General features: G+C 70.6%; 22 protein-coding genes. 7 read left to right on the top strand and 15 right to left on the bottom strand.

Annotated features, from left to right (window positions below):
* The first annotated feature begins 22 nt into the window (after positions 1-22).
* On the top strand, positions 23-1,513 hold the full coding sequence (locus tag ACSQ14_RS05245; protein ID WP_436010437.1) for a sensor histidine kinase: 1,491 nt from the start codon (positions 23-25) through the stop codon (positions 1,511-1,513).
* 37 nt (positions 1,514-1,550) lie between these two features.
* Here the strand turns inward: ACSQ14_RS05245 and ACSQ14_RS05240 are convergent, their stop codons facing one another.
* The 3 genes from ACSQ14_RS05240 to ACSQ14_RS05230 form a co-directional block, all read right to left on the bottom strand.
* Positions 1,551-2,243 carry an SDR family NAD(P)-dependent oxidoreductase gene (locus ACSQ14_RS05240; protein ID WP_436010435.1) on the bottom strand — a complete coding sequence of 231 codons (693 nt, stop codon included), beginning with the start codon at positions 2,241-2,243 and terminating at the stop codon, positions 1,551-1,553.
* A gap of 74 nt (positions 2,244-2,317) precedes the next feature.
* Positions 2,318-2,821 carry a GAF domain-containing protein gene (locus tag ACSQ14_RS05235; RefSeq protein ID WP_436015363.1) on the bottom strand — a complete coding sequence of 168 codons (504 nt, stop codon included), beginning with the start codon at positions 2,819-2,821 and terminating at the stop codon, positions 2,318-2,320.
* A 55-nt stretch (positions 2,822-2,876) separates the two neighbouring features.
* Positions 2,877-3,764: a LysR family transcriptional regulator gene (locus ACSQ14_RS05230; RefSeq protein ID WP_436010433.1), complete on the bottom strand. Its 888-nt coding sequence runs from the start codon at positions 3,762-3,764 to the stop codon at positions 2,877-2,879.
* Between the two features lie 84 nt (positions 3,765-3,848).
* On the opposite strand from ACSQ14_RS05230, the gene ACSQ14_RS05225 reads away from it, so the two are divergent.
* A complete protein-coding gene (locus tag ACSQ14_RS05225) occupies positions 3,849-4,658 on the top strand; it encodes a sterol desaturase family protein (protein WP_436010431.1) in 810 nt (269 codons plus the stop codon).
* Here ACSQ14_RS05225 and ACSQ14_RS05220 read toward each other — a convergent pair.
* The 5 genes from ACSQ14_RS05220 to ACSQ14_RS05200 form a co-directional block, all read right to left on the bottom strand.
* A complete protein-coding gene (locus ACSQ14_RS05220; RefSeq protein ID WP_436010429.1) occupies positions 4,655-5,545 on the bottom strand; it encodes a response regulator in 891 nt (296 codons plus the stop codon). The genes ACSQ14_RS05225 and ACSQ14_RS05220 overlap by 4 nt on opposite strands.
* Positions 5,546-5,712: 167 nt before the next feature.
* A complete protein-coding gene (locus ACSQ14_RS05215) occupies positions 5,713-6,825 on the bottom strand; it encodes a calcium-binding protein (RefSeq protein WP_436010427.1) in 1,113 nt (370 codons plus the stop codon).
* Between the two features lie 84 nt (positions 6,826-6,909).
* Positions 6,910-7,845 (bottom strand): nucleotidyltransferase family protein, encoded by a 936-nt coding sequence (locus ACSQ14_RS05210; RefSeq protein ID WP_436010425.1) that lies wholly within the window; start codon positions 7,843-7,845, stop codon positions 6,910-6,912.
* Complete coding sequence (locus tag ACSQ14_RS05205) at positions 7,823-8,794, bottom strand: hypothetical protein (protein WP_436010423.1); 972 nt, start codon at positions 8,792-8,794, stop codon at positions 7,823-7,825. Before ACSQ14_RS05205 ends, ACSQ14_RS05210 begins: the two co-directional genes overlap by 23 nt.
* Positions 8,795-8,977: 183 nt before the next feature.
* Positions 8,978-9,319, bottom strand: a complete 342-nt coding sequence (locus tag ACSQ14_RS05200) for a hypothetical protein (protein ID WP_436010421.1) — start codon at positions 9,317-9,319, stop codon at positions 8,978-8,980.
* A 487-nt stretch (positions 9,320-9,806) separates the two neighbouring features.
* Between ACSQ14_RS05200 and ACSQ14_RS05195 the strand changes: the two genes are divergently transcribed.
* A complete protein-coding gene (locus tag ACSQ14_RS05195) occupies positions 9,807-10,928 on the top strand; it encodes an alcohol dehydrogenase catalytic domain-containing protein (protein WP_436010419.1) in 1,122 nt (373 codons plus the stop codon).
* Positions 10,929-10,931: 3 nt separating this feature from the next.
* Here the strand turns inward: ACSQ14_RS05195 and mmsB are convergent, their stop codons facing one another.
* Complete coding sequence (mmsB, locus tag ACSQ14_RS05190) at positions 10,932-11,846, bottom strand: 3-hydroxyisobutyrate dehydrogenase (RefSeq protein WP_436010417.1); 915 nt, start codon at positions 11,844-11,846, stop codon at positions 10,932-10,934.
* A gap of 11 nt (positions 11,847-11,857) precedes the next feature.
* Positions 11,858-13,354, bottom strand: coding sequence for a CoA-acylating methylmalonate-semialdehyde dehydrogenase (locus ACSQ14_RS05185; protein WP_436010415.1), 1,497 nt, complete (start codon positions 13,352-13,354; stop codon positions 11,858-11,860).
* A 217-nt stretch (positions 13,355-13,571) separates the two neighbouring features.
* On the opposite strand from ACSQ14_RS05185, the gene ACSQ14_RS05180 reads away from it, so the two are divergent.
* The 3 genes from ACSQ14_RS05180 (at position 13,572) to ACSQ14_RS05170 (ending at position 15,189) form a co-directional block, all read left to right on the top strand.
* Positions 13,572-14,042 carry a hypothetical protein gene (locus ACSQ14_RS05180; protein WP_436010413.1) on the top strand — a complete coding sequence of 157 codons (471 nt, stop codon included), beginning with the start codon at positions 13,572-13,574 and terminating at the stop codon, positions 14,040-14,042.
* A 54-nt stretch (positions 14,043-14,096) separates the two neighbouring features.
* Positions 14,097-14,258 carry a hypothetical protein gene (locus ACSQ14_RS05175; protein ID WP_436010411.1) on the top strand — a complete coding sequence of 54 codons (162 nt, stop codon included), beginning with the start codon at positions 14,097-14,099 and terminating at the stop codon, positions 14,256-14,258.
* Between the two features lie 133 nt (positions 14,259-14,391).
* Complete coding sequence (locus ACSQ14_RS05170; protein ID WP_436010409.1) at positions 14,392-15,189, top strand: hypothetical protein; 798 nt, start codon at positions 14,392-14,394, stop codon at positions 15,187-15,189.
* On the opposite strand, the gene ACSQ14_RS05165 is transcribed toward ACSQ14_RS05170, so the two are convergent.
* Entirely contained in the window at positions 15,176-17,521 is a 2,346-nt protein-coding gene (locus ACSQ14_RS05165; protein WP_436010407.1) for a glycoside hydrolase family 3 N-terminal domain-containing protein, read from the bottom strand. The genes ACSQ14_RS05170 and ACSQ14_RS05165 overlap by 14 nt on opposite strands.
* Positions 17,522-17,661: 140 nt before the next feature.
* Here ACSQ14_RS05165 and ACSQ14_RS05160 point away from each other — a divergent pair, with 140 nt between their 5' ends.
* Complete coding sequence (locus ACSQ14_RS05160; RefSeq protein ID WP_436010405.1) at positions 17,662-18,345, top strand: FABP family protein; 684 nt, start codon at positions 17,662-17,664, stop codon at positions 18,343-18,345.
* A 101-nt stretch (positions 18,346-18,446) separates the two neighbouring features.
* Here ACSQ14_RS05160 and ACSQ14_RS05155 read toward each other — a convergent pair whose 3' ends face one another.
* From ACSQ14_RS05155 to ACSQ14_RS05140, 4 genes are all read right to left on the bottom strand, one after another.
* A complete protein-coding gene (locus tag ACSQ14_RS05155; protein ID WP_436010403.1) occupies positions 18,447-18,866 on the bottom strand; it encodes a Zn-ribbon domain-containing OB-fold protein in 420 nt (139 codons plus the stop codon).
* Between the two features lie 2 nt (positions 18,867-18,868).
* On the bottom strand, positions 18,869-20,053 hold the full coding sequence (locus ACSQ14_RS05150; protein ID WP_436010401.1) for a thiolase C-terminal domain-containing protein: 1,185 nt from the start codon (positions 20,051-20,053) through the stop codon (positions 18,869-18,871).
* Between the two features lie 147 nt (positions 20,054-20,200).
* Positions 20,201-23,569, bottom strand: a complete 3,369-nt coding sequence (locus ACSQ14_RS05145) for a glycosyl hydrolase (RefSeq protein WP_436010399.1) — start codon at positions 23,567-23,569, stop codon at positions 20,201-20,203.
* Between the two features lie 130 nt (positions 23,570-23,699).
* Entirely contained in the window at positions 23,700-26,180 is a 2,481-nt protein-coding gene (locus ACSQ14_RS05140; protein ID WP_436010397.1) for a sugar-binding domain-containing protein, read from the bottom strand.
* Between the last annotated feature and the right edge of the window lie 2 nt (positions 26,181-26,182).

The raw sequence follows: 26,182 nt of genomic DNA, 5'->3' as shown, positions 1-26,182 counted from the left end.
GGGTTCCACTTGAACAACGGCCATGGATGATGCGGGCGCGGCGCTCATGACGGCCAGCCGGACCCCGGACTTCACCGCCCTCTTCCAGGCGCTGCCGAGCCCGCACATGGTGCTCGACCGGAACCTTCGGTACGTCGAGGCGAACCCGGCCTATTGCGCGGCCACCGAGCGGCGGCGCGAGGAGCTGATCGGCAACTACATCTTCGACCTCTTCCCCAACGACGGACCGAGCGGCCAGCGGCTGCGCCATTCCTTCGAACAGGTGCTGGCGACCGGCCGACCACACAGCCTGCCCTTGATCCCCTATCCGATCCCGATGCCCGCCAGCCGCGGCGGCGGCTTCGCCATGCGCTACTGGTCGGCGGTGCACACCCCGTTGCCCGCCCCGGACGGAAGCGCCGAGTTCATCGTCCAGAACACCGTCGACGTCACCGAGCTGCAGCAGCTGAAGCAGATCGCCTACGGCGCCGGCCGACGCCGGCCCGCGCCTGGCGAGGCCGACCTGTTGCAGCGCGCCCGCGAGGTCGAGGCGGCCAACGCGGCGCTGCTGCAGGAGACCGAGGGACTGCGCGACCTCTTCCTGCAGGCGCCGGGGTTCATGGCGGTGCTGACCGGGCCGGATCTGCGCTTCGCCCTGGCGAACGCCGCCTACCAGCACCTGATCGGCCATCGTCCGGTGATCGGCCGGCCGATCCGCGAAGCCCTGCCGGAAGTGGCGGACCAGGGCGTTCCCGAGCGGCTCGAAAAGGTGATGCGCGAGGGCGCGCCCTACGTCGGCCGGGCCAACAGCGTCTTCCTGCAGCGCGCCGCGGACGTGCCGCCGGAAGAGCGCTTCCTCGACTTCATCTACCAGCCGATCCACAACGCCGCCGGCCAGGTCTGGGGCGTCTTCGTCGAGGGCGCCGACGTCACCGACCGGGTGAAGGCCGAGGAACAGCAGAAGCTGCTGGTCGACGAGCTGAACCATCGGGTGAAGAACACCCTGGCCACGGTGCAGGCGATCGCCGCCCAGACCTTGCGCACGACGGCGGAGCCGGCGGCGTTCAAGCAGGCCTTCCAGGCGCGGCTGATGGCGCTGTCGGCGACGCATGACCTGCTGACGGCGACCAACTGGCGCAGCGCGGCGCTGACCGACGCGCTGAAGATCGAGCTGCGTCCATTCGGCGCCGGCCGCTACCGCTGCGACGGCCCCGAGCTCGACCTGCCCCCGAGCGAAGCCCTGGCGCTGGGGCTGATCTTCCACGAGCTCGCCACCAACGCCGCCAAGTACGGCGCCCTCTCGACGCCGGCCGGCTGCGTCATGGTCGCCTGGTCGGTGGTCGACACGGACCTTCCGCGGCTCGAACTCGTCTGGCGCGAGACCGGCGGGCCCACGGTGCAGCCGCCGACCCGCCGCGGATTCGGTTCACGCCTTATCGAGCGCAGCCTCGGCGCCGACGGGGCGAGCGTGCTCGACTTCGATCCCGCCGGCCTGGTCTGCCGGATCAGCCTGAAGCTACCCGGCGACCGCTGAAGATCCTCCCCTCAGGGGGAGCATCGGACCTCGTGTCTCAGACCCGGCCGGTCACCGGGACCAGCGCGCCGGTCACCGCGCTCGCCTGTTCGGAGGCGAGGAACAGGATCACCGTCGCCAGCTCCTCGGCCTTCACCCAGGTGGAGAAGTCGGCGTCGGGCATGTCGGCGCGGTTGATCGCGGTGTCGAGGATCGACGGCAGCACGGCGTTGACCGTCACGCCGGTGGCCTTCAGCTCTTCGGCCAGGGCCTCGGTCAGCTTGTGCACGCCGGCCTTGGAGGCGGCGTAGGCGCCCATGCCGGTCCCGGCCTTCACCGCGCCGTTGGCGCCGATGTTGACGATCCGGCCCGACTTGCTCGCCTTCAGCGCGGCCAGCGCGGCGCGGCTGATGTTGGAGTTGGTCTGCACGTTCATCTGGAACATCTTGCTCCAGGTCTCCGGATCGCCGCCCTCGTGCATCTCCCAGCGGAAGCCGCCGGCGACGTTGATCAGCACGTCGAGGCCGCCGAAGCGGGCGACGATCGCGTCCACCGCCGCCTTGGCCGCGGCCGGATCGGTCAGGTCGACGCCGCCCAGCGCCAGCACGTCGTCGCCGGCGGGCAGGCCTTGCGGGGCCGTGGTGGCGAAGTCGATCAGCGCCAGCCGCGCGCCTTGCGCCGCGGCCGCCTTGGCCACCGCCGAACCCAGCACGCCGAACGCGCCGGTGATCGCGTAAACCCGTCCAGTCATCGCACCCTCTTCTCTTCGATCTATAGCGCCGCTCTTGATCCCGCCGGCGCGGAAGCGCAAGGGGCCGCGCGCGGTTAGCTCGGCCGGCCGAACGTATCGCCCAGAATCGCGGCCAGCCCCTCGGCGTCGACAGCGTCGAACGCCGCCGGGGTCTCGGAATCGACGTCGAACACCGCGATCAGCCGCCCCGCGGCGTCGAACACCGGCGCGACGATCTCGCTCGCCGACCGGCTGTCGCAGGCGATGTGGCCCGGGAAGGCGTGCACGTCGGGCACCAGTTGCAGCTCGCGGGTCGCCGCCGCGGTCCCGCAGACGCCGCGGCCGAACGCGATGCGCAGGCAGCCCAGCGTGCCCTGGTAAGGGCCGACCACCAGCTCGTCCGGCCGGTCCGGATCGACCACATAGAAGCCGGTCCAGAAGTAGTGGTCGAAGGTGGCCGCCAGCATCGCCGCGACCGTCGCCATCCGCGCGGTCAGGCTCGGTTCGCCGGCCAGCACCGCGGCGATCTCCTCGCGCGCCTGGACATAGAGCTCCGCCTTGGAGCCGGTCAGGCGCTTGTCGTTGAAAGCTTCGGCCATGGCGGGGGTGTAGCGCGGGAAGGCGGGCGAGGCGATGGCCGCCAGGACTTCCGGCTCACCCGGCAATGAGCTCGGCGACGCAGGCGGTGACGGCGCTGGCCGCGGGCGAGCTGGTCCGCCCCTTCAGCCGCACCACGCCGATCTCGCTGCGCCGCGCCGGGATGTCGGCGACGTCCAACAGCGCCAGCCGCCCGGCGGCGAGGTCGTCGGCGACCATCTGCGGCGAGGACATCCACACCGCGTCGCCGTCCAGCACCACCTGGCGCAGGATCTCGTAGTTGTCGCAGAACAACGCGCCGCCGCGGGCGAACCGGCTCTCGGCATGCAGCTCCTCTGCTGCGGCATGGGCCGAATGCGCGATTGGATAGGCGACGACGTCGGCCAGCGTCAGCCCGGTCTTGCCGGCCAACGGGTGTCCCGCCCGCACGATCATCGCCAGGGTCACCGCCTGCAGCGGCTGGATGGCGATCTCCGGCGTGCGGGTGATCTGCTCGGTCGCGCAGAACAGCATCTCGATCTCGCCGTCCGCCAGCTCGCGCAGCAGGACATCGGCCGACTTCACGGAGCAGCGGATCTGCAGCTGCGGCCGGGCGGCCATCATCTGCGCCGCCAGCTTGCGCAGCGTCAGGCTGGCGATCAGCGGCCCCATGCCGAAGGCGACCTTGCCGGCCTCGCCGCGGGCATAGAGGTGGAGGTTCTGCTCCAGCGAGCGCGCGTCGCGCAGCAGCGCCTCGGCGTCGGCCAGCACCAGCGCCCCGACGGCGGTCGGCGCGGCCCCGCCGCGGCCGCGTTCGAAAATCCGGAACCCGAACCGCTGCTCGAGCGCCGCGACGCTGCGGCTCAGCGCCGGCTGGGTGATCCGCAGCTCCTCCGCCGCCCGCGAAAAGCTGCCGGTGCGGGCGATCACCAGCAGATGGTTCAGTTTGGCGAGGTCGACATCCATGTCTTGATGTTATCCAACATTGATTTCGTATGCATTAGACATCATGCATCGACCACCTATCCTCCGGGCCCAGGAGGAGAAGCCATGCAGCAGTACTTCTTGTGGGTCACGATCGGGACGGTGGTCCTGCTGGCGGCCGAGCTCGTGGCTGGGCGGCACAAGGGCGCCTACCGCAAGAGCGACGTCCCGATCCTCATCGGCGCCTTCGCCGGCCGCAAGTTGATGACGCCGGTCGCCACGCTGCTGGTCGCCAGCGCCTACGGCGTCCTGCTGCCCTCGCAGTACAAGGACGTGCTGAAGGGAACGCCGCTGTGGATCGCCTATCCGGCGGTGCTGCTGGCGGTGGAATTCTGCTTCTACTGGGTGCACCGCTGGGCGCACACCACCGCCGCCTCCCGCGTGCCGGTGCTGTGGAAGATCCACCGCACGCACCACTCCGGCCAGCACATGAACACCAGCCTGCTCCTGCGGCTGAACGTGTTCTGGTATTTCGTCCTGCCGACCGGCTGGGTCACCGCGCTGGCGGTCTACCTCGGGCTTGGCGAGGCCGCCGCGGCGACAATCCTCACGCTGCAGGCCTGGAACGCGATCACCCACGCCAACTTCCGCTGGGACGACCCGATCCGTCGGCATCGCGTCTTCGGCCCGGCGTTCCGCGCGCTGGAGCACGTGATCGTCTCGCCGGGCATGCACCACACCCATCACGGCTACGGCCGCGACGGCGCCGCCTACCGCAACTTCGGCATCGTGCTGTCGGTGTGGGACTGGGCGTTCGGCACCCTGCACATCCCGCAGGGCCGGCCGTCGCGCTACGGCCTGCCGGGGCACGAGGCCCACTGGCTGGAAGAACTGTTCTATCCGCTGGTGCGCATCAAGCCGAAAGCTGAGACCTAGGCCGCACGGCGGCGGGCGATCTTCTGGCGGACCACCGCCTCCAGCTCGTCGACCATCGCCGCCACCGCCTCGACCTGCTCCGGCCCCACCTGCAGCAGCTTGGCGATGGCGCGGAAGTGCACCTCCATCACCTCGGGCTCGCAATGCTGGTGGCCGCCCATGGCGTCGACGTACTCCATCAGCAGCGTCGCGGCGCGGCTGACCGCCAGCGCCCGGACCTGGTGGGCGCGGAAGCTGGTGTGCTGCATCACCCGGTAGATCATCTTCAGCGCGTCGCGGTCGAGGCCGCGGCGGGCGGCGACCAGGGCGCGCAGCGCTTCCAGCTCGACGCCGATGGTCTCGCGGATCGCCGCACGCTCGGCCTCGTCGACGATCTCGTCCGGATCGCCCTGGCGCCGCAGTGGCCCGGTGTAGCTCAGCTCGATGCGGCGGCGCCGATCGGGGCCGATGTAGTCGGCGCTGACGATGAACGGCCGCGGCCGCAGCAGCACCAGCTGCACCCGCGACAGCAGGCCGGCCGGCGTGAAGGGCTTGATGACGAACTCGTTGACCCCGCACTTGCGGGCGTTCTGCACGTCGGCCTCGCTGCGGTGACCGGTGACGACGACCACCGGCACCTGCGGGTTGGGGATGCGCGGGTCCGGGTGGAGCGCAGCGCGGCGGATCGAGCGGGTCAGCTCCAGCCCGCCCATCACGGGCATGCTCCAGTCGGTGAAGACGATGTGCGGGTCCCAGCGGCCGATCATCTCGCGCGCCTTCATCCCGTCGCTGGCGGTCTCCACCCAGCCGACGCCGCCCGCGCGCAGCACGTCGCAGATCAGCCGCTGGACGTTCATGTTGTCGTCCACCACCAGCACCTTCAGGCTGGCGAGGTCCTCGGGCTTCATGCTCGCCCTTGGCAGGCTCCGGCTCATCTCTCTGGCGCGCGCTTTCTGGCGGTAGGAGCCCGCGAGGCTAGCGGCCGGCGATTGAAAAGCGGTTTATGCGCGAACGCGCTCGCCCTCCGCCGGAGAGCGAGCCCTGAGTCCGCAACGCGCTGACACCCGCGCCTCGGTCAGGTGAGGATCCAGCCCTGCTGCAGCGACGTGCTCGCGATGCCGGCCAGCGCCAGCACATCGCCGGTGCTCAGGGTGATGAGGGTGTCCACCCCGGCCTGGGTCACGGTGTAGGTCGCGCCGGGGTCGAGTTGGATCCGGTCGCCGGCCAAGCCGTCGAAATCCGTGATCCAGTCTGTCCCGCCCGCCGCCTGGAAGTGGAAGACATCGGCGCCGGTCCCGCCGGTGACGGTGTCGTTGCCGCGGTCGGCGTAGAGGTGATCATCGCCCGCGCCGCCGCGAACGATGTCTTCGGACTGGCCGCCACGAACCGTATCGGCCCCGGGGCCGCCGGTGACCGTGTCGTTGCCCATGTTGCCGTTGATGATCACGTTGCCCGCGAAGGCGGTCACCTGATCGTTGCCTTGGCCGCCCAGGAGCCAGTCGTTGCCGCCATCGCCGCCCGTGATGGTGTCTTCGCCCTGGTTGCCGTTGATGTCGTCGTAACCATCGCCGCCAAAGATCGCGTCGCTGCCCAGCCCGCCGCGGACATAGTTGAAGCCGGTGGAATCCGGCGCGCCGAGGGTGTCGTTCCCGTCCCCGCCCATGATGGTGTTGTTGCCGACGCCGCCGTCCAGCACGTCGCCCGCGACGCCGCCGACCAGCATGTCGTCGCCGCCGAAACCGCCCAGCACGTTGCCGGGATTGTTCGAGGCGGTCAGGACGTCCGGGCCAGCGAACATCGCCTCGATGCCCTGCAGCGTCTGACCGTTGACCGCCCAGGACTGGAAGGCGCCGACCGGGACGCTGATGCCGGTCAGATCCACGACGACCTGCCCGTTCAAGCGCTCCTGGATGCCCGTGATCGCGCCGCCGGTCGGGAAGTTCTGCGCGCCGTAGGTGAAGTTGTCGCCGACGAACGTGACCCCGCGCCCGCCGCCAAGGTCCAAGGTGTAGTTTGCGGCATTCCTGGTCACCACAGCGCCGTTGATCAGCGCGCTGAGGTCAAACTCGGTCATGTCGAAGCCAGCCGGCCCCGCGACAACCTGCGCCATATTGCTCTCTCCTCCGCTACCGGTTGTAGCGCCCCCAAAGCACAGATTGCGTCGAAGACGGCCGAGCTGCCGTATCATTTGAAATTCAAGGCATACGGCGGGACCTTAAGAAGTGACGGCGCGGGCCGGATCGCGGGCGAAGGCCCGCCATCTCGCGGTCGGTCAGCCTGAGAACTGGACGAGCAGCGGCTTGAGGTGCGGCCAGGCGAACTGCGCCTGGAGGCGCGCGTACTGCATGCGCACCCATGGACGCTGCGCAGTTCGGGGCACGACGGCCCCGCAGATCGACGCCGCCGCCAACAGCTGTGCGTCGGTGGTGTTCCTGACCAGCCGGGTGTTCGCCAGCCCGGCCACCACGTCCCAGTCCACGCCGCGCGGCTGACGGGTCAGGTCGGCGATGTCCATCAGGTGCCGCAGGACGAACTTGCCGCGCCAGTAGCCGCCGTCCTCGAACTGGTCGTGCAGCACCAGCAGGAAGACCTGCAGCGCCGGGCTCGGCGCCTTGGCGCGCACGCCGTCCCAGCTCACCGTCGCCAGCTCGCCGTCGAGCGCCATCGCGGCGCGCGCCTCGGCTTCCCGGCCTGGCGGGCGGCGGTGGAGATCAATGACCCCCACGCAATCCGGGCGGCCGAGATCCGCCGCCACGTATTTGCCGGGGTCCTTCCAGAGCTTGTGCGCGACGTAGCCGGTGGCTTCGAGCGCGCTCAACGCGGCGGCGGCGTGCTCGTCGCCGACCAGCAGATCGATGTCGGTCAGCATCCGGTCGTGTTCGGCCGGCCGCCCCAGCGCCACCCAGTGCGCCGCGCCCTTGAGCAGCACCGGCTCGATGCCGGCCGCATTGAGCGTCGCGATCGCCTCCCGCAGCTGCTCGAACAGCCGGCGGTTACGCTCGCGGTTACGCAGCCAGACCTCGTGCAGGAAGATGCGGACCTCGGACGGAAACTGCGACACGGTCCCGGTCTGCAGCGCCGCCGAATAGATCTGCGGCGTGACCAGCGCCTCGTTGGCCAGCGCCAACACCGACATCCAGTCGACCTTGACCGGCAGGTCGCCAGCGAGCAGGGCGGAGAGGGTCTTAAGCGGCTTCAGCCTGGACACCGGCGAGCTCCCCGATCGCCTGCACGGCGGGCCCCAGGTCCGAATACTCCAGCCGCACGCAGACCGCGCGCTCGAGGGTCGCCGCAAGATTGCACAGCGCGTCGCCGGTCATGCACCAGCGGCGCGCGTAGGCGCTGTGCACGATGGCCCCCAGCGCGTCGACCGCCGAGATCGGCTTGACCTCGGCCGCCGCGCCGGGACGGCGCGCCAGCGTGACGACGACGCTCAGCGGCTGCGGCGTCTGGGCCCGCTGCGGCGGCAGCAGGTAGCGCGCCCGCTGACCATCGGTCCTTTCCCATTCCGGCAGGCGCTCGAGCTCCGGCCAGAACCCGTGCAGCAGCGATACGCCGCCGCTCTTCACGGCGGCGGCGAAGGGGACGCCGCGCGCCGCGCCCTCCGGACTGAGGCGGACGATGTCGTCGCTGCCGTATCGCCACCCGACGGCCGCCAGCGCCAGGGCCAGCGTCGTCTTGCCCGCGCCGGGCTCGGCGCTGAGCAGCAGCGAGCAGTCGCCGTTTTGCAGCAGGGCGCCATGGGTGAGGAAGCCGTTCTCCACGGCGTCGACATAGAGGTCGGTGAGGATCGCCTTGACGTGCGCGACCAGGCCTTCCGGCCCGCTGGCGAGCACTAGGCGGCGCTCGACGTAGAACAGCAGCTGGCCGGCGTGCTCGACGATCGACAGCCGGCTGCGCGCGCCGTCGCGGTTCGCGTAGAGATGGCCGAACACCAGGTCCAGCTCGCGGCACGCGACGCCATGCAGTCGAAGGTCGACGACGAGCTCGTCCAGGACCAGGGTCCGGTCGGCGGCGCCGCGCGCCAGCAGTTCCTCCAACGCCAGCGGCGCCAGGAAGCCGGCGGCGGTCCATTGCAAGGCTGTGTCCCGGATGAGCTCCGCCGCTTGCGCGGCGGACAGGCCGAGGTCGGCGAATTCGCCGGCCGCGGCGGTCACGGATCCGGCAGCCGCCAAGGCTCGCCAGATCCGATCCGCTGTCTCATTCAGCTCCAGGACCTGCTGGTGATCCTGGGAATAGAGCAGGCAACGTCCGTCGAGACGCAAAAGCCGGACCCCGGGGGTCGGTGCGTACGACTCCCGGACCGCGGCGCAATCAAGCGACGTCACCGTGTGTACCGACTAGACGCCGTTCTTCCAGCTACCCCACCACTTGCCAGACCAGTTACCCCACCAGCCGCCCCACTTGCCGCCGCCGCCGCCGCCGCCGCCGCCGCCGCCGCCGGGTCCGCCGGCGCTGGCCGAGCCGTTCGAGCTGCTCGATCCGCCGGAGCTGGTCGAGCCGCCGCCGCCGCCGCCGCCGCTATAGCTGCCGACGCCGGACGCCGCGATCGCGGGCGACGAGAGGCTCGTCGACAAGAGCATCGTCATGGCGGGCGGCGTCACTAGCGCGAACTTGCCCGCCGTAGTCAGAAAGGCGCGGCGATCCACGGCGGCCCGCGGGCCATCTTCCTTTTTTTCCATGCCTAGCTCCTCTTTCCGCCTTGGGCGCGCGGGGCCGACGCTTCCGCCGGATGCGCGTCGGCTCCTGTTCTGCCGGTGCGAAGTCATCCTTCTGCAGCACCAATACGCGCACCGGAGGTAGTCCATCCTGTCGGAAGTTAATCTGCACCTCAAAAGTTTGCCGATCCCCACAGAATAGTGTTCAAGAGACGGCAACTATAGATCCTCGACGCAGTATCGAAGCTTTGCTGTAGATCGCCGGAAGCTCTGCCGTAGAGCTAAAGACTGCAACACGAGGCGGACTGGTAACGGATCCTTGAACTCCCAAGCTTGACCGTATCCGCCGGCGCACGCGGGTCGAGTTCTGGACCCGACGAACGAACACTGGCCTCGACGCAGTCACGAGGCGCTGCCAAAAGAGATCGCCAACGCGTTTACTTGATCCCGCGCGCCCGCCGCCGAACCGCCCCCCGCGGGCAAGCACCACCTTAAGCTTCAGGAGACGGCCATGAGTTCGAGCGCGCCAGATCGCAGCCTGCAGATGACCTCCACGCTGACCGCCGCCGGCGACCTGGTGCTCGACCTGGCGACGGTCCAGACGCCCGCCCCCGGACCGGACGAGGTGCTGATCCAGATCGAGGCGACGCCGGTCAATCCGTCGGATCTCGGCGTGCTGCTCGGGCCGGCCGACCCCGCCCGGGCACGGCGCGAGGGCGCCAGGACCGTCATTCCGCTGTCGCCGGCGGCGCTGAAGGCGGCCAGCCGGCGGCTCGGCCACACCCTGACCATCGGCAACGAGGGCGCGGGGCTGGTGATCGCCGCGGGCGACCAGGCGCGCGACCTGCTCGGCCGGCGCGTGGCCCTGCTCGGTGGCGGCATGTACGCCCAGCACCGGCTCGCCAAGGCCGCCGACTGCCTGGTGCTGCCGGAGGGAACGACCGCGGCGGAGGGCGCGGCGGCCTTCGTCAATCCGCTGACGGTGCTGGCGATGATCGAGACCATGCGGCTCGAGGGCCATACCGCCCTGGTCCACACCGCCGCCGCCTCCAACCTCGGCCAGATGCTGGTGAAGGTCTGCGCGGAGGACCAGATCCCGTTGGTCAACGTCGTGCGGCGGCCAGAGCAGGCGGAGCTGCTGCGCGGCCTGGGCGCTGAGCACGTCTGCGACTCCAGCGCGCCCGGGTTCGACGACGATCTGCGCGCCGCGGTCGCAGCGACCGCCGCGACGCTGGCGTTCGACGCGATCGGCGGCGGCCGGATCGCCAGCCAGATCCTCGCCGCCATGGAGGCTGCGGCGACCGCGCGGATGACCGACTTCAGCGTCTACGGCTCGATCGAGCGCAAGCAGGTCTACATCTACGGCGTACTCGACACCGGCCCGACCGAGCTGCTGCGCAACTTCGGCATGACCTGGAACGTCGGCGGCTGGCTGATGCCGCCGATCCTGATGCGGCTCGGGCCAGAACGGGCGGCGCAGCTGCGCCAGCGGGTGCTGGCGGGACTGAAGACCGTCTTCGCCAGCCACTACAGCCGGGAGATCTCGCTGGCCGAGCTGCTGGAGCCGGAGGTGCTGCTCGCCAGCACCCGCAAGGCGACCGGCGAGAAGCTGCTGATCAATCCGACGAGGTAACCGTCAGGGCTTAGGCAGGCCGATGTCGCCGAGTTGGCCGCGCAACAGGTGCAGGATGGCGGAGAAATCCTTGCCGCCGGCCCCCAGCCGCTCGAACAGGGCGTAGAGCCCCTCGGCCTGCGCCCCCATCGGCGTCGCCGCGCCGGCCTTGGCGGCGGCGTCCTGGGCGAGCTTCAGGTCCTTCAGCATCATGGCGGTGGCGAAGCCGCCCTCGTAGCCGCGGTTCGACGGCGCCGCCGGCACCGGCCCGGGCCACGGATAGTAGCTGGTGACGCTCCAGCACTGGCCCGACGACTTCGAGGTGATCTCGAAGAAGCGTTCCGGGTCCAGGCCGAGCTTCTCGGCCAGCGCCACGGCCTCGCACACCGCGATCATCGAGATGCCCAGCACCATGTTGTTGCAGATCTTCGCCGCCTGGCCGGTGCCATGATCGCCGGCGCGGATCGTGGCGCGCGACATCGGCGCGAGGATCTCCTCGACCAGCGCGAAGTCCGCCTCGTCGCAGCCGACCATGAAGGCCAGGCTGCCGGCGTCGGCCGCCGCCGTGCCGCCGGACACCGGGGCGTCGGCGAAACGGAAGCCCGCCGCCTTGACCTGGGCGGCGACCGCCCGCGCGCTCTCCACGTCGATGGTCGAGCAGTCGACCATCACCGTTCCCGGCCGGGCGTTGGGCAGCACCTGCTCGTCGTAGACCTTGCGCACGTGCGGGCCGGCCGGGAGCATGGTGATCACCACGTCCGCCTCGCGCACCGCCTCGGCGGCCGAAGCCGCGGCCTTGCAGCCCGCCTCGACGGCGCGCTTCAGGGCGGCCTCCGACAGGTCGAAGGCCAGGACGTCGCGGCCAGCCTTGGCCTGGTTGGCGGCCATGCCGCCGCCCATGTTGCCAAGGCCGATGAAAGCGATGCGAGAAACGGACATGATGCGCAGCCCTACTTCATCGTCGGAATGACGAAGGCGGAGTCTTCGACCGAGCCTTCCGGCCAGCGGGCGGTGACGGTCTTCACCTTGGTGTAGAACCGCACGCCTTCCATGCCGTACTGGTTGGTGTCGCCGAAGCCCGAACGCTTCCAGCCGCCGAACGAGTGGTAGGACACCGGCACCGGGATCGGCACGTTGACGCCGACCATGCCGACCTGCACCCGGCTGACGAACTCGCGCGCGGCGCGGCCGTTGCCGGTGAAGATCGCCACGCCGTTGCCGTACTGGTGCTGGCTCGGCAGGGCGACCGCCTCGTCGAAGCTGTCGGCGCGGACGATCTGCAGCACGGGTCCGAAGATCTCCTCGTTGTAGGTGCGCATCGAGGTCTTCACGTGGTCGAACAGCGTCGGGCCCATGAAGAAGCCCTTCTCGTAGCCCTGCAGCGCAAAGCCGCGGCCGTCGACCACCAGCTCGGCGCCTTCGTCGACGCCCAGCTGGATGTAGTCGCTGACCTTCTGCTTGTGGGCCGCCGAGACCACCGGACCGTACTGGGCGGCGGCGTCGGTGGAGACCCCGACCTTCAGGGTCTCGATCTCCGCCAGCAGCCGCTCGCGCAGCTCCTCGGCGGTCTTCTGGCCGACCGGGACCACCACCGGCAGCGCCATGCAGCGCTCCCCGGCCGAGCCGTAGGCCGCGCCCATGATGTCCTTCACGGCCTGGTCCATGTTGGCGTCCGGCATGACGATGCCGTGGTTCTTCGCCCCGCCCATCGCCTGCACCCGCTTACCGGTGGCGGTGCCGCGGGCGTAGACGTACTGGGCGATGTCCGACGAACCGACGAAGCTGACCGCCTTGACGTCCGGATGGTCGAGCAGCGCGTCGACCGACAGCTTGTCGCCATGGACGACGTTCAGCACGCCCTTCGGCGCGCCGGCCTCCATGAACAGCTCGGCCAGGCGCACCGGCACCGACGGATCCTTCTCCGACGGCTTCAGCACGAAGGTGTTGCCGACCGCGATCGCCACGCCGAACATCCACATCGGGATCATCGCCGGGAAGTTGAACGGGGTGATGCCGGCGCAGACGCCGAGCGGCTGGCGCATCGAATAGACGTCGATGCCCGGGCCGGCGCCCTCGGTGTACTCGCCCTTCAGCGCCTGCGGGATGCCGCAGGCGAACTCGATCACCTCCAGGCCGCGCTGGATGTCGCCCTTGGAGTCGGCGACCACCTTGCCGTGCTCGGCCGACAGCATCTCGGCCAGCTCGTTCATGTTGGCTTCGAGCAGCCGCTTGTACTCGAACATCACCCGCGCGCGCCGCTGCGGGTTGACCAGCGCCCAGGTCTGCTGCGCGCGCAGCGCGGACTGCACCGCGGCGTCGACTTCGCCGACCGTCGCCAGCTGCACCCGCGCCTGAACTTCGCCGGTGTTCGGGTTGAAGACCTCGCCGTAGCGGCCGGAGGTCCCCGCGACGGACTGGCCGTCGATGAAGTGTGTGATGTCTCGCATGCTTGTCCGCTATCAGCCGGGGCGGCGCCGCGCTATTGCAATAATGCGGTACTGATCTTGCAAATTTGCAATTCCCGCGATTGCGCAACCTTGGCGCGAGTAAGCCCAATTTGGGCCTCAACTCGCTTGCGGGTTGCGCCAACGACTTGCCATCGAAGGTCATTGAACCCCGCGGCGCCAGATCAACCTGTGATTGGGAGCCCGATCTCGAACGCTCATGTCGAGTATAGGCCCCGAATTGTCGAGCAGCCGCGCCCTCACCCTGCAAGAAAACTACCCGCGGGTGGCCAGCGAGTTGTTGCGGCCGCTGCTCAACCTCTTCACCTCGGCGCGCGAGGTCTGCGACGGCGACGTCGACAAATTCCTCATCCTGCTGGCTATCGCCATGCGCACCACCGAGCACCCGCAGTTCAAGACCCTGGCGCATGCGGCGATCATGGCCGGCGAGCCCGAGGTGCTGCCGAGCCTTGGCACCAACATCCGCTCGATCGCCGCCTCGGTCGCCATTCCTAAGGAAACCGCGCGGCGCAAGCTCGCCGATCTGGTCGAGGCGGGCTGGCTGGTCCGCCAGGGCTGGGACTTCCGCATGACCGCCAAATGCTACGCCGCGCTCGAGCCGGTGCGGCTGCGGCTGCAGACGCTGGCGCTGAGCTACCACGACCTGTTGAGCGAACTGCTTGGGCGCTGAACCTCCGGGCCGATGGCGGGTTCTCCTATGGGCGACCGTCGATGGGAGCGTTCGGTGAAGAAGCGACGTGAGCGCGAAGAGCCCCGACCCGCTGAAGAGCGCGTGATCCCGACCTCCGAGCAGCAAGACATCGAGGCGCGCGAGGCGATGCTCGACGAAGCGCTCGAGGACACCTTCCCGGCGAGCGACCCGCCCGCCATCCACAGGATCACCTAGGCCGCCCGCGGCGCTGGCGGCCGTTGCGCGGCCGGCCGATCCAGGCCATTGCCGGAGGGCAGCCGCCGGACCCCGCCGCCATGACCGATCGAAGCGCCGCCGCAATGTCGCCAAGCTCGGCCCCTTCCTGCCGGTGATGCGTCTGCGCCGGCCGATTCCGTTCCTCGCCCTGCTGCTCGCCGGCGCGCTCGCCGCGAGCGCGGCCCAGGCCCAGGGCTATTCACGCGCCGCCGAGGCGGTGCTGTCACAGGCCTTCACGGCGACCGGCGGCAAGGGCTGGTACCTGCTGCGCGGCTGGCGCGAGACCGGCCGGCAGGACGGCCGCGCCTACGAGGCCTGGATCGACCCCTTGCGCTACGGCCTGCGCAGCGAGGTCCGCGAGCCCGACGGCCTGCGCATCGACGGCTTCAACGGCCAGGCGGTCTGGCAGGTCGCGCCGGGCGGCGAGATCACCGCGGTGAAGGACCACCCGACGCTGGCGAAGGCGCGCACCGAGGCCTTCTTCGCGGCCAACGGCTTCTTCTTCCGCGGCCGCTTCGACGGCCGCGGCGACTATGTCGGCATACGCCAGCTGGGCGGTCGCGCCTACGACGTGCTGCGCGTCCAGCCCGGCGGCGGCGAGCCGCGCGAGCTGTGGTTCGACCGCAAGAGCCACCTGCTGCGGCGGATCGTCGACCGCGCCGGCCCCCAGACCAGCGCACTGCAGGTGTCGGACTACCGAAAGGTGGGGCCGGTGCTGATCGCCTTCCGCATCGCCCCGGAAGGCGGCGCCAAGGGCGGCGGCAAGGCCGATCCCCTGGTCCGCGAACGCGAGCAGATCGTCTTCACCGCGACCGAGCGCGAGCACTTCAGCCTGAACCGGCCGCACGAGCTCGCGCGGGTCGCCGCCGCGGCGAAGGCCGCGAGCGGCGCGGGCGCTACCGCCCCCTGACCTCGAAGGTCCCGGCCAGCTCGGCCTTCGAGTCGCCGCCGACCCAGACGTCGAACGCCGCCTCGTCCTGCACCCAGCCGCCGGTCACAGCGCTCCAGTAGCGCAGGTCGTCGGGCTTCAGGGTGAAGCGCAGGATGCGGGTTTCGCCGGGCTTCAAGCTGACGCGCTGGAAGCCCTTCAGTTCGCGCACCGGCCGCGCGGAGGTCCCCGACCGCTGGTGGATGTAGAGCTGGGCGACCTCGTCGCCGGCGCGCGCCCCGGCGTTGCTCAGCTCGACCGAGACGCCGACCGCCTCGCCGACTCGGTAGCTGGGCCGTTCGATGCGCAGGTTGGCGTACTTGAAGCTGGTGTAGCTGAGGCCATGGCCGAACGGCCAGGTCGGCGCGCTGGAGCCGGCCCAGTAGCGCTTGTCGGCGTCCTTCGGCGCATGGGAGATCAGCTGCGCGTAGGGGTTCGGGGCGTGCGCCGCGTCGCGGATCCAGGTGAACGGCAGCTTGCCGCCCGGATTGGCCTCGCCGAACAGCAAGTTGGCCGCCGCCTCGCCGCCGGCCGAGCCCGGATACCAGATGTCCAGGATCGCCGCGGCCTGGGTCTCCTTCAGGTTCAGCGGGCGGGCGCTCATCAGCAGCACCACCACCGGCTTGCCGGTGGCCACCACCGCGTCGAGCAGCTCCTGCTGGCGGCCCGGCAGGTCGAGCGAGGCGCGCGAGGCGGCCTCGCCAATCATGTCCTGGCCTTCGCCCAGCACCAGCACGGCGACGTCGGCGGCCTTCGCCAGCCCCACCGCACGCTGGATCTCCGCCGTCTCGTCGAGCGGCGCGCGCTTTTGCGGCGGGTCGAGCAGAGCCATGGGCGACGGGAAGGTCCGCGGCGGCATCCGCACGCCTTCCGAATAGTCCACCCGCACGGCCGGACCGAGCTTGGCCTTGAGGCCCGACAGCACCGAGGCCCCCTGCGGCTTGTTCTGCGGGAACACCCAGGGGCCGAGCGTGTCGCGGGCGGAGTCGGCCAGCGGCCCGATCACGGCGATCGACTTGATCCCCTTGCGGTCGAGCGGCAGCAGGCCGCCCTCGTTCTTCAACAGCACCGCCGAGCGCTCGGCGGCGACCCGCGCCAGCTGCAGGTGCGCCGGATCGTCGAGAACCGCCTCGGCCTTGGCCGGGTCGACGTAGGGGTTCTCGAATAGGCCCATGCGGATCTTGGCCTCGAGCACGCGGCGCACGGCGTCGTCGAGCTGGGCCTGGGTGATCTTCCCCTCGTTCAGCGATTGCACCAGCGTCGGCATCGCCGCCGGGGTCATCGGCGGCGACATCTCCAGGTCGATCCCGGCCTGCAGCGCGCGGACCGCGGCGTCGGCCTTGTCGACCGCCAGGCCCTGGGCGGCCAGCGACTGCACGCCGTTGGCGTCGCTGACGACGAAGCCCTTGAAGCCCCAGGTCTCGCGCAGCACCTTGGTCAGCAGCCAGTGGTTGCCGGCCGCCGGCACCCCGTTCAGCCCCATGTAGGCGGCCATGACGTTGCCGGCGCCGGCGTCCACCGCCGCCTTGAACGGCGGCAGGTAGACGTTCCACAGCTCGTTGTCGGAGAGGTTGACCTCGTCGTAGTCGCGGCCGCCGAGCGAGGCGCCATAGCCGGCGAAGTGCTTCGGCCCGGCGATGATCCGGTTCGGCGCGCCGATGTAGTCGCCCTGGAAGCCCTTCACCTGGGCCACGGCCATCGCCGAGCCGAGATAGGGATCCTCGCCCGGCCCTTCGACGATACGGCCCCAGCGCGGATCGCGGGCGATGTCGAGCATCGGGGCGAAGGCCCAGTGGACACCGACGGCGCGGGCCTCGGCCGCGGCGACCGCCTGACTCTGCTCGACCAGCTGCGGGTCCCAGGAGGCGGCCATGCCGAGCGGCACCGGGAAGATGGTGCGCAGGCCGTGGATCACGTCGAAGCCGAACAGCAGCGGGATCTTCAGCCGGGTCTGCTCGACGGCGATCTTCTGCAGCCGGTTGGCCTCCGCCGGATCGGTGACGAACAGCATTGCGCCCGCCTGTCCCTTGCCGAGCGCCTCGAGCGCCGGCTTGTTCGCCGGCGGCATCGGCTGCAGGTAGAAGAACTGGCTGAGCTGGCCGGCCTTCTCCTCCGGGGTCATCTGCGCGATCAGGGCGTCGGCCCGCGCGCGCACCGCCTCGTCGCTCATCGCCGCCCTCGCTTTCGCCGGCTCGCGCCCGGCCGCCGGCGCGCCCGCCAGGATCGACAGGCAGGAACCGGCCAGCAGCGCCTGAGCCAGCAAACGTTTGAAGCCGCGCATCGTCCCCTCGAATTTCTTCAGATACCGAAACATCCGCTCTCACTTTCCGACGAAGCTGTCCATGGCAGCGGCGGCGGGGACGAGCGAGCGCAGCGCTCGGCCACCTTAAGTTTGCGGCTTGACGAAAGCCGCCGGCGCGTACACCCGGCGGGGGAAGCTCGGAGGGCGGCGCGATGCACGACTATGGCGACGACATCTTCACGGAAACCGAGGACGTCGATCCCGACACCCTCGCCAATCTCGGCCCGCTGCGGCGGCTCGCCGGGATCTGGGAAGGCCGCCGGGGCGTCGATCTGAACCCCAAGGCCGAGGGGCCCGAGCGGCGCGAGTTCATCGAGCGCATCGAGATGCAGCCGATCGACCCGCAGTCGAACGGCCCGCAACTGCTCTACGGCCTGCGGTACCACGTGCACATCGTCGCCTCCGACGAGGAGACTACTTTCCACGACCAGGTCGGCTACTGGCTGTGGGAGCCGACGACCGGGCTGATCATGCAGTCGCTGACGATCCCGCGCGGCCAGACGGCGCTGGCCCGCGGCCAGGGCCGGGCCGACGACACGCAGATCGTCGTGCGCGCCGACCGCGGCGGGCCGGGCTACGGCATCTGCTCGACCGACTTCCTAGAGCTGGCGTTCCGCACGGACGCCTACGAGTTCACGGTGACCTTCAACGACGACGGCAGTTGGAGCTACGTCTCCGACACCATGCTGATGGTCCGCGGCCGCAGCGAGCCGTTCCGCCACCAGGACCGCAACACCCTGAGCAAGGTGGCGGAGCCGACGCCGAACCCGCTGGCGCGGATCGAGCTGCAGAAGGCCACGCTAAAGGAAGCCCACGGCATCGGCCGCGAGGCCTGAGCGAACTGAGCAAGAAAGGCGTCCCCCTCTCCCGCGTCGCGGGAGAGGAAGACGCTCCCGGCCTTCGCCGGGACGAGCGGGTTTTGGGGATTTGATTCCGCTCAGCCCGCGGCGGGGCGGAACTTGTAGAGCGTCCAGTCGGCGGAGGCGTCCTCGAAGACCACCTCCACCGGCATGCCGATGCGCACCGCCGCAGGATCGCAGTCGATCAGGTTGCTGATCACCCGCGGCCCCTCGTCCAGCTCGACGTGGGCGATCACATAGGGCGCGTCGGCCTGGTAGGCCGGCGTCGGGCCGCGGTGGATCACCGTGTAGGTGTAGACCGTCCCCTTGCCGCTGACCTGGGTCCAGCCGCAGCGGTCCGAACTGCAGGCCGGGCAGATCTCCTTCGGCACATGGCGCAGCGCGCCGCAGTCCTCGCAGGCCTGCACCCGGAATTCGTGGCGCTTCAGCGCCTCCCAGAACGGCTTGTGGAACGCCGGCATGTCGTCCGGCGGCAGGAACTTCTCGTTCAGGCTCATGCTCAATCCCTCGCGAGAACGGCGGCGAAGTGGTTCTGGAAGACCCCGCCCATGCCGTGGACGTAGCCCAGCTTGGCGTCGGCCACCTGGCGGGCGCCGGCGGTCCCGCGCAGCTGTTCGACCACCTCGATCAGGGTGAACAGGCCGCAGAGCCCGGCGTGGCTGCAGGACAGGAAGCCGCCGGCGGTGTTGGTCGGCAACCGGCCGTCGAACGCCAGCGCCCCGCCCTCGACGAAGGCGCCGCCCTCGCCCTTCGCGCAGAAGCCCGCGTCCTCCAGGCCGATCAGCACATTGATGGTGAAGTGGTCGGACATGCCCACCACGTCGATCTCGTCGCGGCCGACGCCGGCCCGCGCGAACGCCTGGTCGGCGGCGATCCCGCCGGCGAAGGTCGTCAGGCTCGGGGCCGAGCAGGGGTCGAGATAGCCGTGCGCCTGACCGTAGCCGACCAGCCGCACCCGCGGCCGGCTGCGGTCGAGCCGCTCCTCGGCCGCCACCACCACGCAGCCCGCGCCCTGGTTGACGATGCAGCTGTCCAGCAGCCGCAGCGGCTCGGCGATCAGCTTGGAGTTCAGCACGTCGTCGACGGTGATCTCGCCGCGCTTGCCCATGGCCGACAGCGGCTGCAGCACCGCGCCGCGGCGCTGGGCGACGGCGATCTCGGCCAGCTGGGCCGAGGTGGTGCCGTACTCGTGCATGTGCCGCTGGGCGATGACGGCGTAGTCGGCGACCCGCGTGGTGCCCCACAGCCATTCGTAGGGCGTGCCCAGCTTGGCCATCATGGCGATCGCCGCGTCACGGTCGCCGCCGACGTAGCCCTTGGCCTGGCCGGCGGCGACGGTGGGCACGATGACCACGTCGGCCAGCCCCTGCTCCACCGCCATCACCGCCAGGCCGACGCCCGCCGCGGAGGAGGCCGCGCCGACCGAGGTCACGCTGTGGAACCGCAACGGGCGGCCGACCAGGTCCGCCGTCACGCTGGCCGGCAGGGCGCTGCGCAGGCCGAGCCCCTCAGCCGCGTCGCCGATCAGCCCGTCGATGTCGGAGACCCTGAGCCCGGCGTCGGCGATCGCCGCCTTGACCACGTCCCAGTAGACGCGCTCCGCCGTCCGGTCGCTGAGATCGCCCTGCGGCGTCATCGCCACGCCGGCGATCACCGCGGTGCGGGCGCCAAACTTGCCGCTCATTCGCTCGTCCCGAAGCCTGGGGTCCCGGTCGTCCAGTTGCACCTGGCCGCCGTCGCCTCCTCCCGATTTGTCGGCTTCAGCAAACGAGGCCGCGGGCCGGGGATCAACCGAAATCGGCCGCCCCGGCGCCGGGATCGCCTGGGCGTACTACTGGACCTGCAGCGTCACCGGCCCGAGCAGGCCGGACGGCGTGAGCGGCGCGTCGGCCTTGTAGGTCGGCAGGGTGGTGTAGGTGAGCTTGGTCGCGCCTGGCTGGGCGTCGCCGACCAGCCGGTTGATCCAGCGGTTGGCCACCTTGACCTCCAGCGTGTTCTTGCCCGGCCGCACCGCCTTGGAGACGTCCACCCGATAGGGCGCCTTCCAGGCGTAGCCGACGTCCTGGCCGTTGACCGACACCTGGGCGATGTCGGCCGCCTGGCCGAGGTCGAGCATCAACGGCTGGCCCGGCTTCCAGCCCTTCGGCGCCTGGAAGCTCTGGCGATAGGTCGCCACGCCGGAGAAGTACTTCACCCCCGGGTCGGCGCTGTCGGTCCACGATTGCAGCCGGTCGAACTTCACCGAGGCGGGCGCGCCGCGCCCCGGCTGGAAGTCGACCGTCCACGGGCCGTCGAGCGTCGCCGCCGCGCGCCAGGCCGGCGGGGCGACGCTCGCCGATGGCGCCGCGGCCGGCTGGCGGAACACCACGAAGAAGGCGTCCTGCGGCAGCATCGCCAGCGGCACGACGGTCTCTGCGCCCTCGATGCGGTAGGACACCGGCTCGGCCCGGCCCGTGTCGGCGCGCCAGATCTCCGGCGTCTTGCCGCTGACCCGGAAGCGGGCTTCCAGCGCCTCGGGCCGGTCCTTGCGGTTGTTGAGGAAGTAGAGGTCGCCGTCCGCCAACTCCCGGTGGACGAAGAGCACGTTGGCGTCGGCCGCGCCGCTGAAGGCGAAATCGGGCGCCGCGCCGATCTGCGCCAGCGCCGCCTCGACGTCCTGACCGGCGATCACCTTGCCCTGGCCGACCTGGGTGACCGGCTGGCCGCTCCACAGCTTGCCGACCAGCGCCTGGAACTCGACCTTGTCGTCCTTGAGGCTGGGCGAGGCGGTGGGCGCGGCGCCGACAACGGTCGCCCCGCCCTCGACCAGCGCCGCCAGCCGCTTCAGCGTCGGCAAGGTCATCTTGCTGCTGGAGCCGCCCAGGTAGAGGACGCGGTAGCGCGCGCCGCCGTTCGACACCAGGTCGCCGCCCTCGGTCTTCAGCTGGGTGAGCAGCGCGTCGGATCCGACGAAGTCATAGGCGTAGCGCACCGGCGCGTCGGCCACCGGCTGGTCGCCGTAAAGCCCGGTGATCGGCGCTTCCTCGCCGTAGAAATAGCCGACGTCGGCGACGTTGCGGCCCTGCTGCAACAGGTAGCTGGAGCGGGCCATGTAATCGACCCAGGGCTTGGCCAGCTCGGCCCAGGAGTCGTGACGGTTGAAGTACTGGCCGAAGATGAACAGCGACAGGCCCGGGACCTTGTCGTCCAGCGGCTGGTGCACCGAGGTGTGGATCACCGGGCGGTTGATGCCGCTGGCGAACTCCAGGTCGATCGCCGGCTTCAGGTGCGACGGGGCGAAGGCCCACGGGGCCATGGCCGAGGTCAGCGACTCCGCCGCCGCGAGGTTCTGGCCGTAGATATGGGCGACCGACGAGGCGCCCTTCATGTCGGCGAGATAGGTGGCCCGGGGCCCCGACTTCTCGCTGTACATCCAGAACGCCGCCATCGGCACATCGGCGAACTTCCGCAAGGCCATGTCGTCGCCGAGCACCGGGCGATGATCCTCCAGCGCCTCGCCGTAGACCTTCAGGCCCTTCTCATGGGCGACGGCGGCGACCGTGCCGTAGTGTTCGCTCGCGTGCAGGTCGGCCAGGGTGCGGCGGAAGTCGTAGAGAAAGGCGTCGCTTTCCTTGCGCGACCCGACGACCACCCCGCTCAGCGCCGGCAGCCACGGCCGCGGGTCGTAGCCGCGCAGTTTCTGAAACTGCTCGATCAGCTTCGGAGTCCAGTTGGAGGGGCCGACCTCGGTGCTGTCGGTGAGGATGGCGCGCAGCCCCTTCTGGCCGAACAGCTCCGGCCCGGTCGTGTCGGCGTAGGTGCCGAGATAGGTCTCCATGTACCGGCGCACGGCCGCGCCGTCGTACTTGTCGACCTCCAGGCCGGTGGCCTCGGCGGTCGCCGGATGGTTGATGGTGCCGGTCAGCGAATAGCCGAGCCGCAGCACCATCCAGCGACCGGCGGGTGGGGCCCAGTCGAGCGTCCCGTCGGGGCGCAGCTTACCAGTGAGGTCGACGACCGCGTCCGGCGTCACGCCTTTCACGTCCGGACCGGCGTCCGCATCCAGCGCATAGTAGTCGGGAGCCACGGCGAAGCCGGCTTTCAGCTCCGCGGCGTTGACCCGCGGCTCGCCGCTCAGCCGCACCTCAGCGACCTGCACGGTCGTCGGCGACGGCATCTGCGGGAAGTTCATGGCCACGCCGGGCGGGGCGGCGGACAGTGCGTTCAAAATGGAGGCCTTGGCCGGCGGCTTCATGACCAGCCGGAACTTCGCGGCGGTCGCCGGCGCAAAGCTCACCGTCGTCGGCACGTTGCTCAGGGGCACGTCGGCGACCTTGCGCCAGCCCGCGCCGTCCTGCGCCTCCAGCGTCGCGTCGAGAGCCGGCCCGCCGAAGATCGCCTGCGCCGAGGGGATGTAGACGGTCGCCGACCGTACGGTCTGTTTCGCGCCGTAGTCGAGCACCAGCGCGGCAGGCTGATCGGCCAACTGCCGCTTCACCTGCACCACGGACTTGAGGTCGCCGTCGGAAAGCAATTTGGCGTCCAGCGTCTCGCCCTGCTCCACGCTGATCTGCGGCGCGGGCAGCGCGCGCATGTCCGGCAGGCGGTAGGCCACCACCGCGGCGTCGGCGGAGAACGCCGGCGCAGGCGGCGCCTTGTCCCCCATCATCGCGCCGACGCCCGCCAGCTTCGGCATGTCCTGGAACGGTCCGGTCGTCTGCGGCAACGGCGCGAGCTGGCCGGCGAAGCGGCGGCCGCCCTCGACGACCGTCTCGCTCCACACCAGCTTCTTCATGGCGTCCTGCGGCTTCACCCACGGCCCGCCGGTCTCGCTCCAGCCCGGCGAAGCGGCGATCGCCAGTTCGAGCCCCTTCTGATCGGCCAAGGTCGCGGCGTAGCGGAAAGCATCCTTCCACTCCGGCGTCATGTAGACCAGCCGCTTCTCGACCACCTGCGGCGTCCTCAGCTGGGCGTCGAAGTTCTGCAGGCCGCCGATGCCGACCCGCGACATCCACTCGATGTCCTTGGCGATGCCGTCCTTGGTGACGTTGCCGTTCATCCAGTGCCACCAGACCCGCGGCCGGGCGCTGTTCGGCGGGGTCTGGAAGCCGGCCTCCAGCGAGGACGCCGTCGCCGGCGCGGCCTGGCCGTGCGCGGCGGTCGCCAGCGCGGTGCTCGCCAGAAGCGCTGCAGCGAGCGCGGTCAGTCTGCGGCCGGTCATTCGTCCCTCCCGTTCTTATCGGGACAAGCTAGGCGGCGCTCACCTCCCGCGCAACTTCAATCATTCGCAATCCGAAACAATCGCGCTCACGCAGGGTGGACCAGGCGGCCCGCCACACCTCGGTCACGCCTCAGGTCAGGCGCAGCGTCGCCGCCCCGCTTTTGAGCCCCTCGGCCCGCGCCTCGATCCTGACGCGCCCAGGGCGACCTGCGCCGCGCACGATCAGCAGCGCCCGACCGTCCCAGGTCTTCGCCGCGGCCGACTGGAAGCTGCCGACCGCCAGCGGATTGGCGCTGCCGAACCCGGCGAGTTCGGCCGGTCCGGAGATCGAGAGCTGCACGGCTTGCTCCACGTCGGGGACCCGCCGCCCCTGCGCATCGACCACCTCGACGGCGACATAGGCGACGTCGCCACGGCCCGCGCCGCCGACGCCCTTGCCCTCCGGGACCAGGCGGATCGCCGCTGGCGCGCCTGCCGTGATCAGCCGCCGCCGGGCAAGCTCCCGGCCGCCCTGGAACGCCACCGCCTCCAGAGTTCCGGCCGCATAGGGGACCTTGAACTCGACATGCTTGAGGTCTGCGGCGGTGACCGGCTTGGCCTCCACGAGCTGGCCGTTGAGCCGCAGCTCGACCCGGTCGCCCGCGGTGTAGACCCGAACCGCCAGCGGCTTGCCGTCCTGGCCCGGCCAGCTCCAGCTCTGCCGCTCGTCGGACCAGCCCCACGGCCGCAGAACTTCGACCTTGCCCTCCGGCGGCGGCTTCTGCACGGCGATCTCCAGCGGGCTCAGCCCCCAGACCACGTCGCGCGCCAGCGAAGGCCCCTTGGCGTTGCCGATCAGGTCGAGGTCGCCGCAGCCGGCGACCACCCAGGGCCAGGCCCCGAGCGCCAGCCCCTTGGCGTCGGCGGCGTAGACCCCGCCGCCGAGCCCCGCCTCGCCGAGGTAGTCCATCGCCGTCCAGACGAAATCGCCGAGCAGCCAGGGCGAACGGTCGGTCAGCTCCCAGATGGCGAAGACGTCCTTCGGGAAGCTCTCCGAGCCGTAGATGATCCGGTTCGGGAAGCGCTGGTGGTCGCGCTCGTACTTCGCGAGCTTGTAGTTGTAGCCGACGACGTCGAGGAAGACGGCGCTGGCCTCGTCGGCCACCCCCGCCCGTCCCGGTCGCGCGGAAGTTTCGGACGGGATCACCTGGCGCCCCGGGAAGTCGTTGATCGCCGCGGTGACCGGCCGGGTCGGATCCAGCTTGTGGACCTCGTTGGCCAGCAGCCACTGCGCCTCGACCCCGGCCGGCAGGTTGCGCGCCGGAATCTCGTTGCCGATGCTCCACATGATGACGGAGGGGTGGTTGCGGGCGCTGAGCACCATCGCCGCCAGATCGCCGCGCCAGTGGTCCTCGAACGCCGTCGAATAGTCCTGCGGCAGCTTCGGCGCGCGCCAGGCGTCGAACGCCTCGGAGATCACCATCACCCCCTGCCGGTCGCAGGCCCGCAGGAAGGCCGGCGAGAACGGATTGTGCGAGGCGCGCAGGGCGTTGTAGCCGCGCGCCTTCAGCAGCCGGACCTTGCGTTCCTCCGCCGCGTCGAAGGCGCTCGCGCCCAAGAGGCCGTTGTCGTGGTGGATGCAGCCGCCGCGCAGCTTGGTCAGCGCGCCGTTGACGGTCATCCCGCGGACCGCGTCGAAGGCGATGACCCGCACGCCGAATTCGGTCTCGCTCCGGTCGACCACCGCCGACCCGCGGCGAAGCTCGGTCTCCAGGCGGTAGAGCGCCGGCGTGTCCGGCGACCAGAGCCGCGGGGTGGCCAGGGTGGTGGTCTGGCGGACCTGCGCCGCGGCCGGCGCGGAGCCTTCCCAGACCGTCCGCCCGGACGGGTCCTTGATGCGCGAGGCGAGCGTCAGACCGTCGCCGACGTCCTCCAGCGCGGTGTCGATCTCGATCGCGGCGCCGGCGTCGGTGACGCGACGGGTGACGACGCCGACGCCCCAGCGGGCGATCCGCGCCGGCTCCGCCAGCACGTCCAGCCAGACGCGGCGGTAGATGCCCGAGCCGGAGTACCAGCGGCTGTTCTTGCCGCGGTTCTGCACCCGCACGGCGAGGACATTGTCGCCGTCGGCCGCGAGGTGGGGCGTCAGGTCATAGGCGAAGGGCGTGTAGCCGTTCGGGTGGAAGCCAAGGTGCTGGCCGTTCAGCCAGACGTCGCTGGCCATGTAGACCCCGTCGAACCGCAGTTCGACGCGGCCGCCGGCCGGCGCGGCCAGCCGGAAGCGCTTGCGGTACCAGCCGTCGCCGCCGACCGCGAAGCCGGTCGCCGTCCCGCCCTCGGCCGCCTTGTCGAACGGTCCGACGATGGTCGCGTTGGGCTGCGGCGGCAGGTCCTCGATGCTCCAGTCGTGCGGCAGGTCGACCGTGCGCCAGCCGGCGTCGTCGACGCCGGGCGCCTCGAGACCGGCGCCCGCGCCACGGCGGAACTTCCAGCCGAGGTCGAACGCCTGGTTGCGGCCCAGCGTCAGCTCGGCGGTGTCGGCGGCGCGGGCGGCGAGCGGCGCGGCGATCAGGATCGCGGCGCCGGCGGCGGACGCCAGGATCTGCCGGCGATCGGGACGGAGGTCGAGCACCG

The sequence above is a fragment of the Phenylobacterium sp. LjRoot219 genome (assembly GCF_964252995.1).
GTDB lineage: Bacteria > Pseudomonadota > Alphaproteobacteria > Caulobacterales > Caulobacteraceae > Phenylobacterium.
The sequence above is the reverse complement of the archived record's forward strand: the minus strand, read 5'-3'. Positions and strand labels throughout refer to the sequence as shown.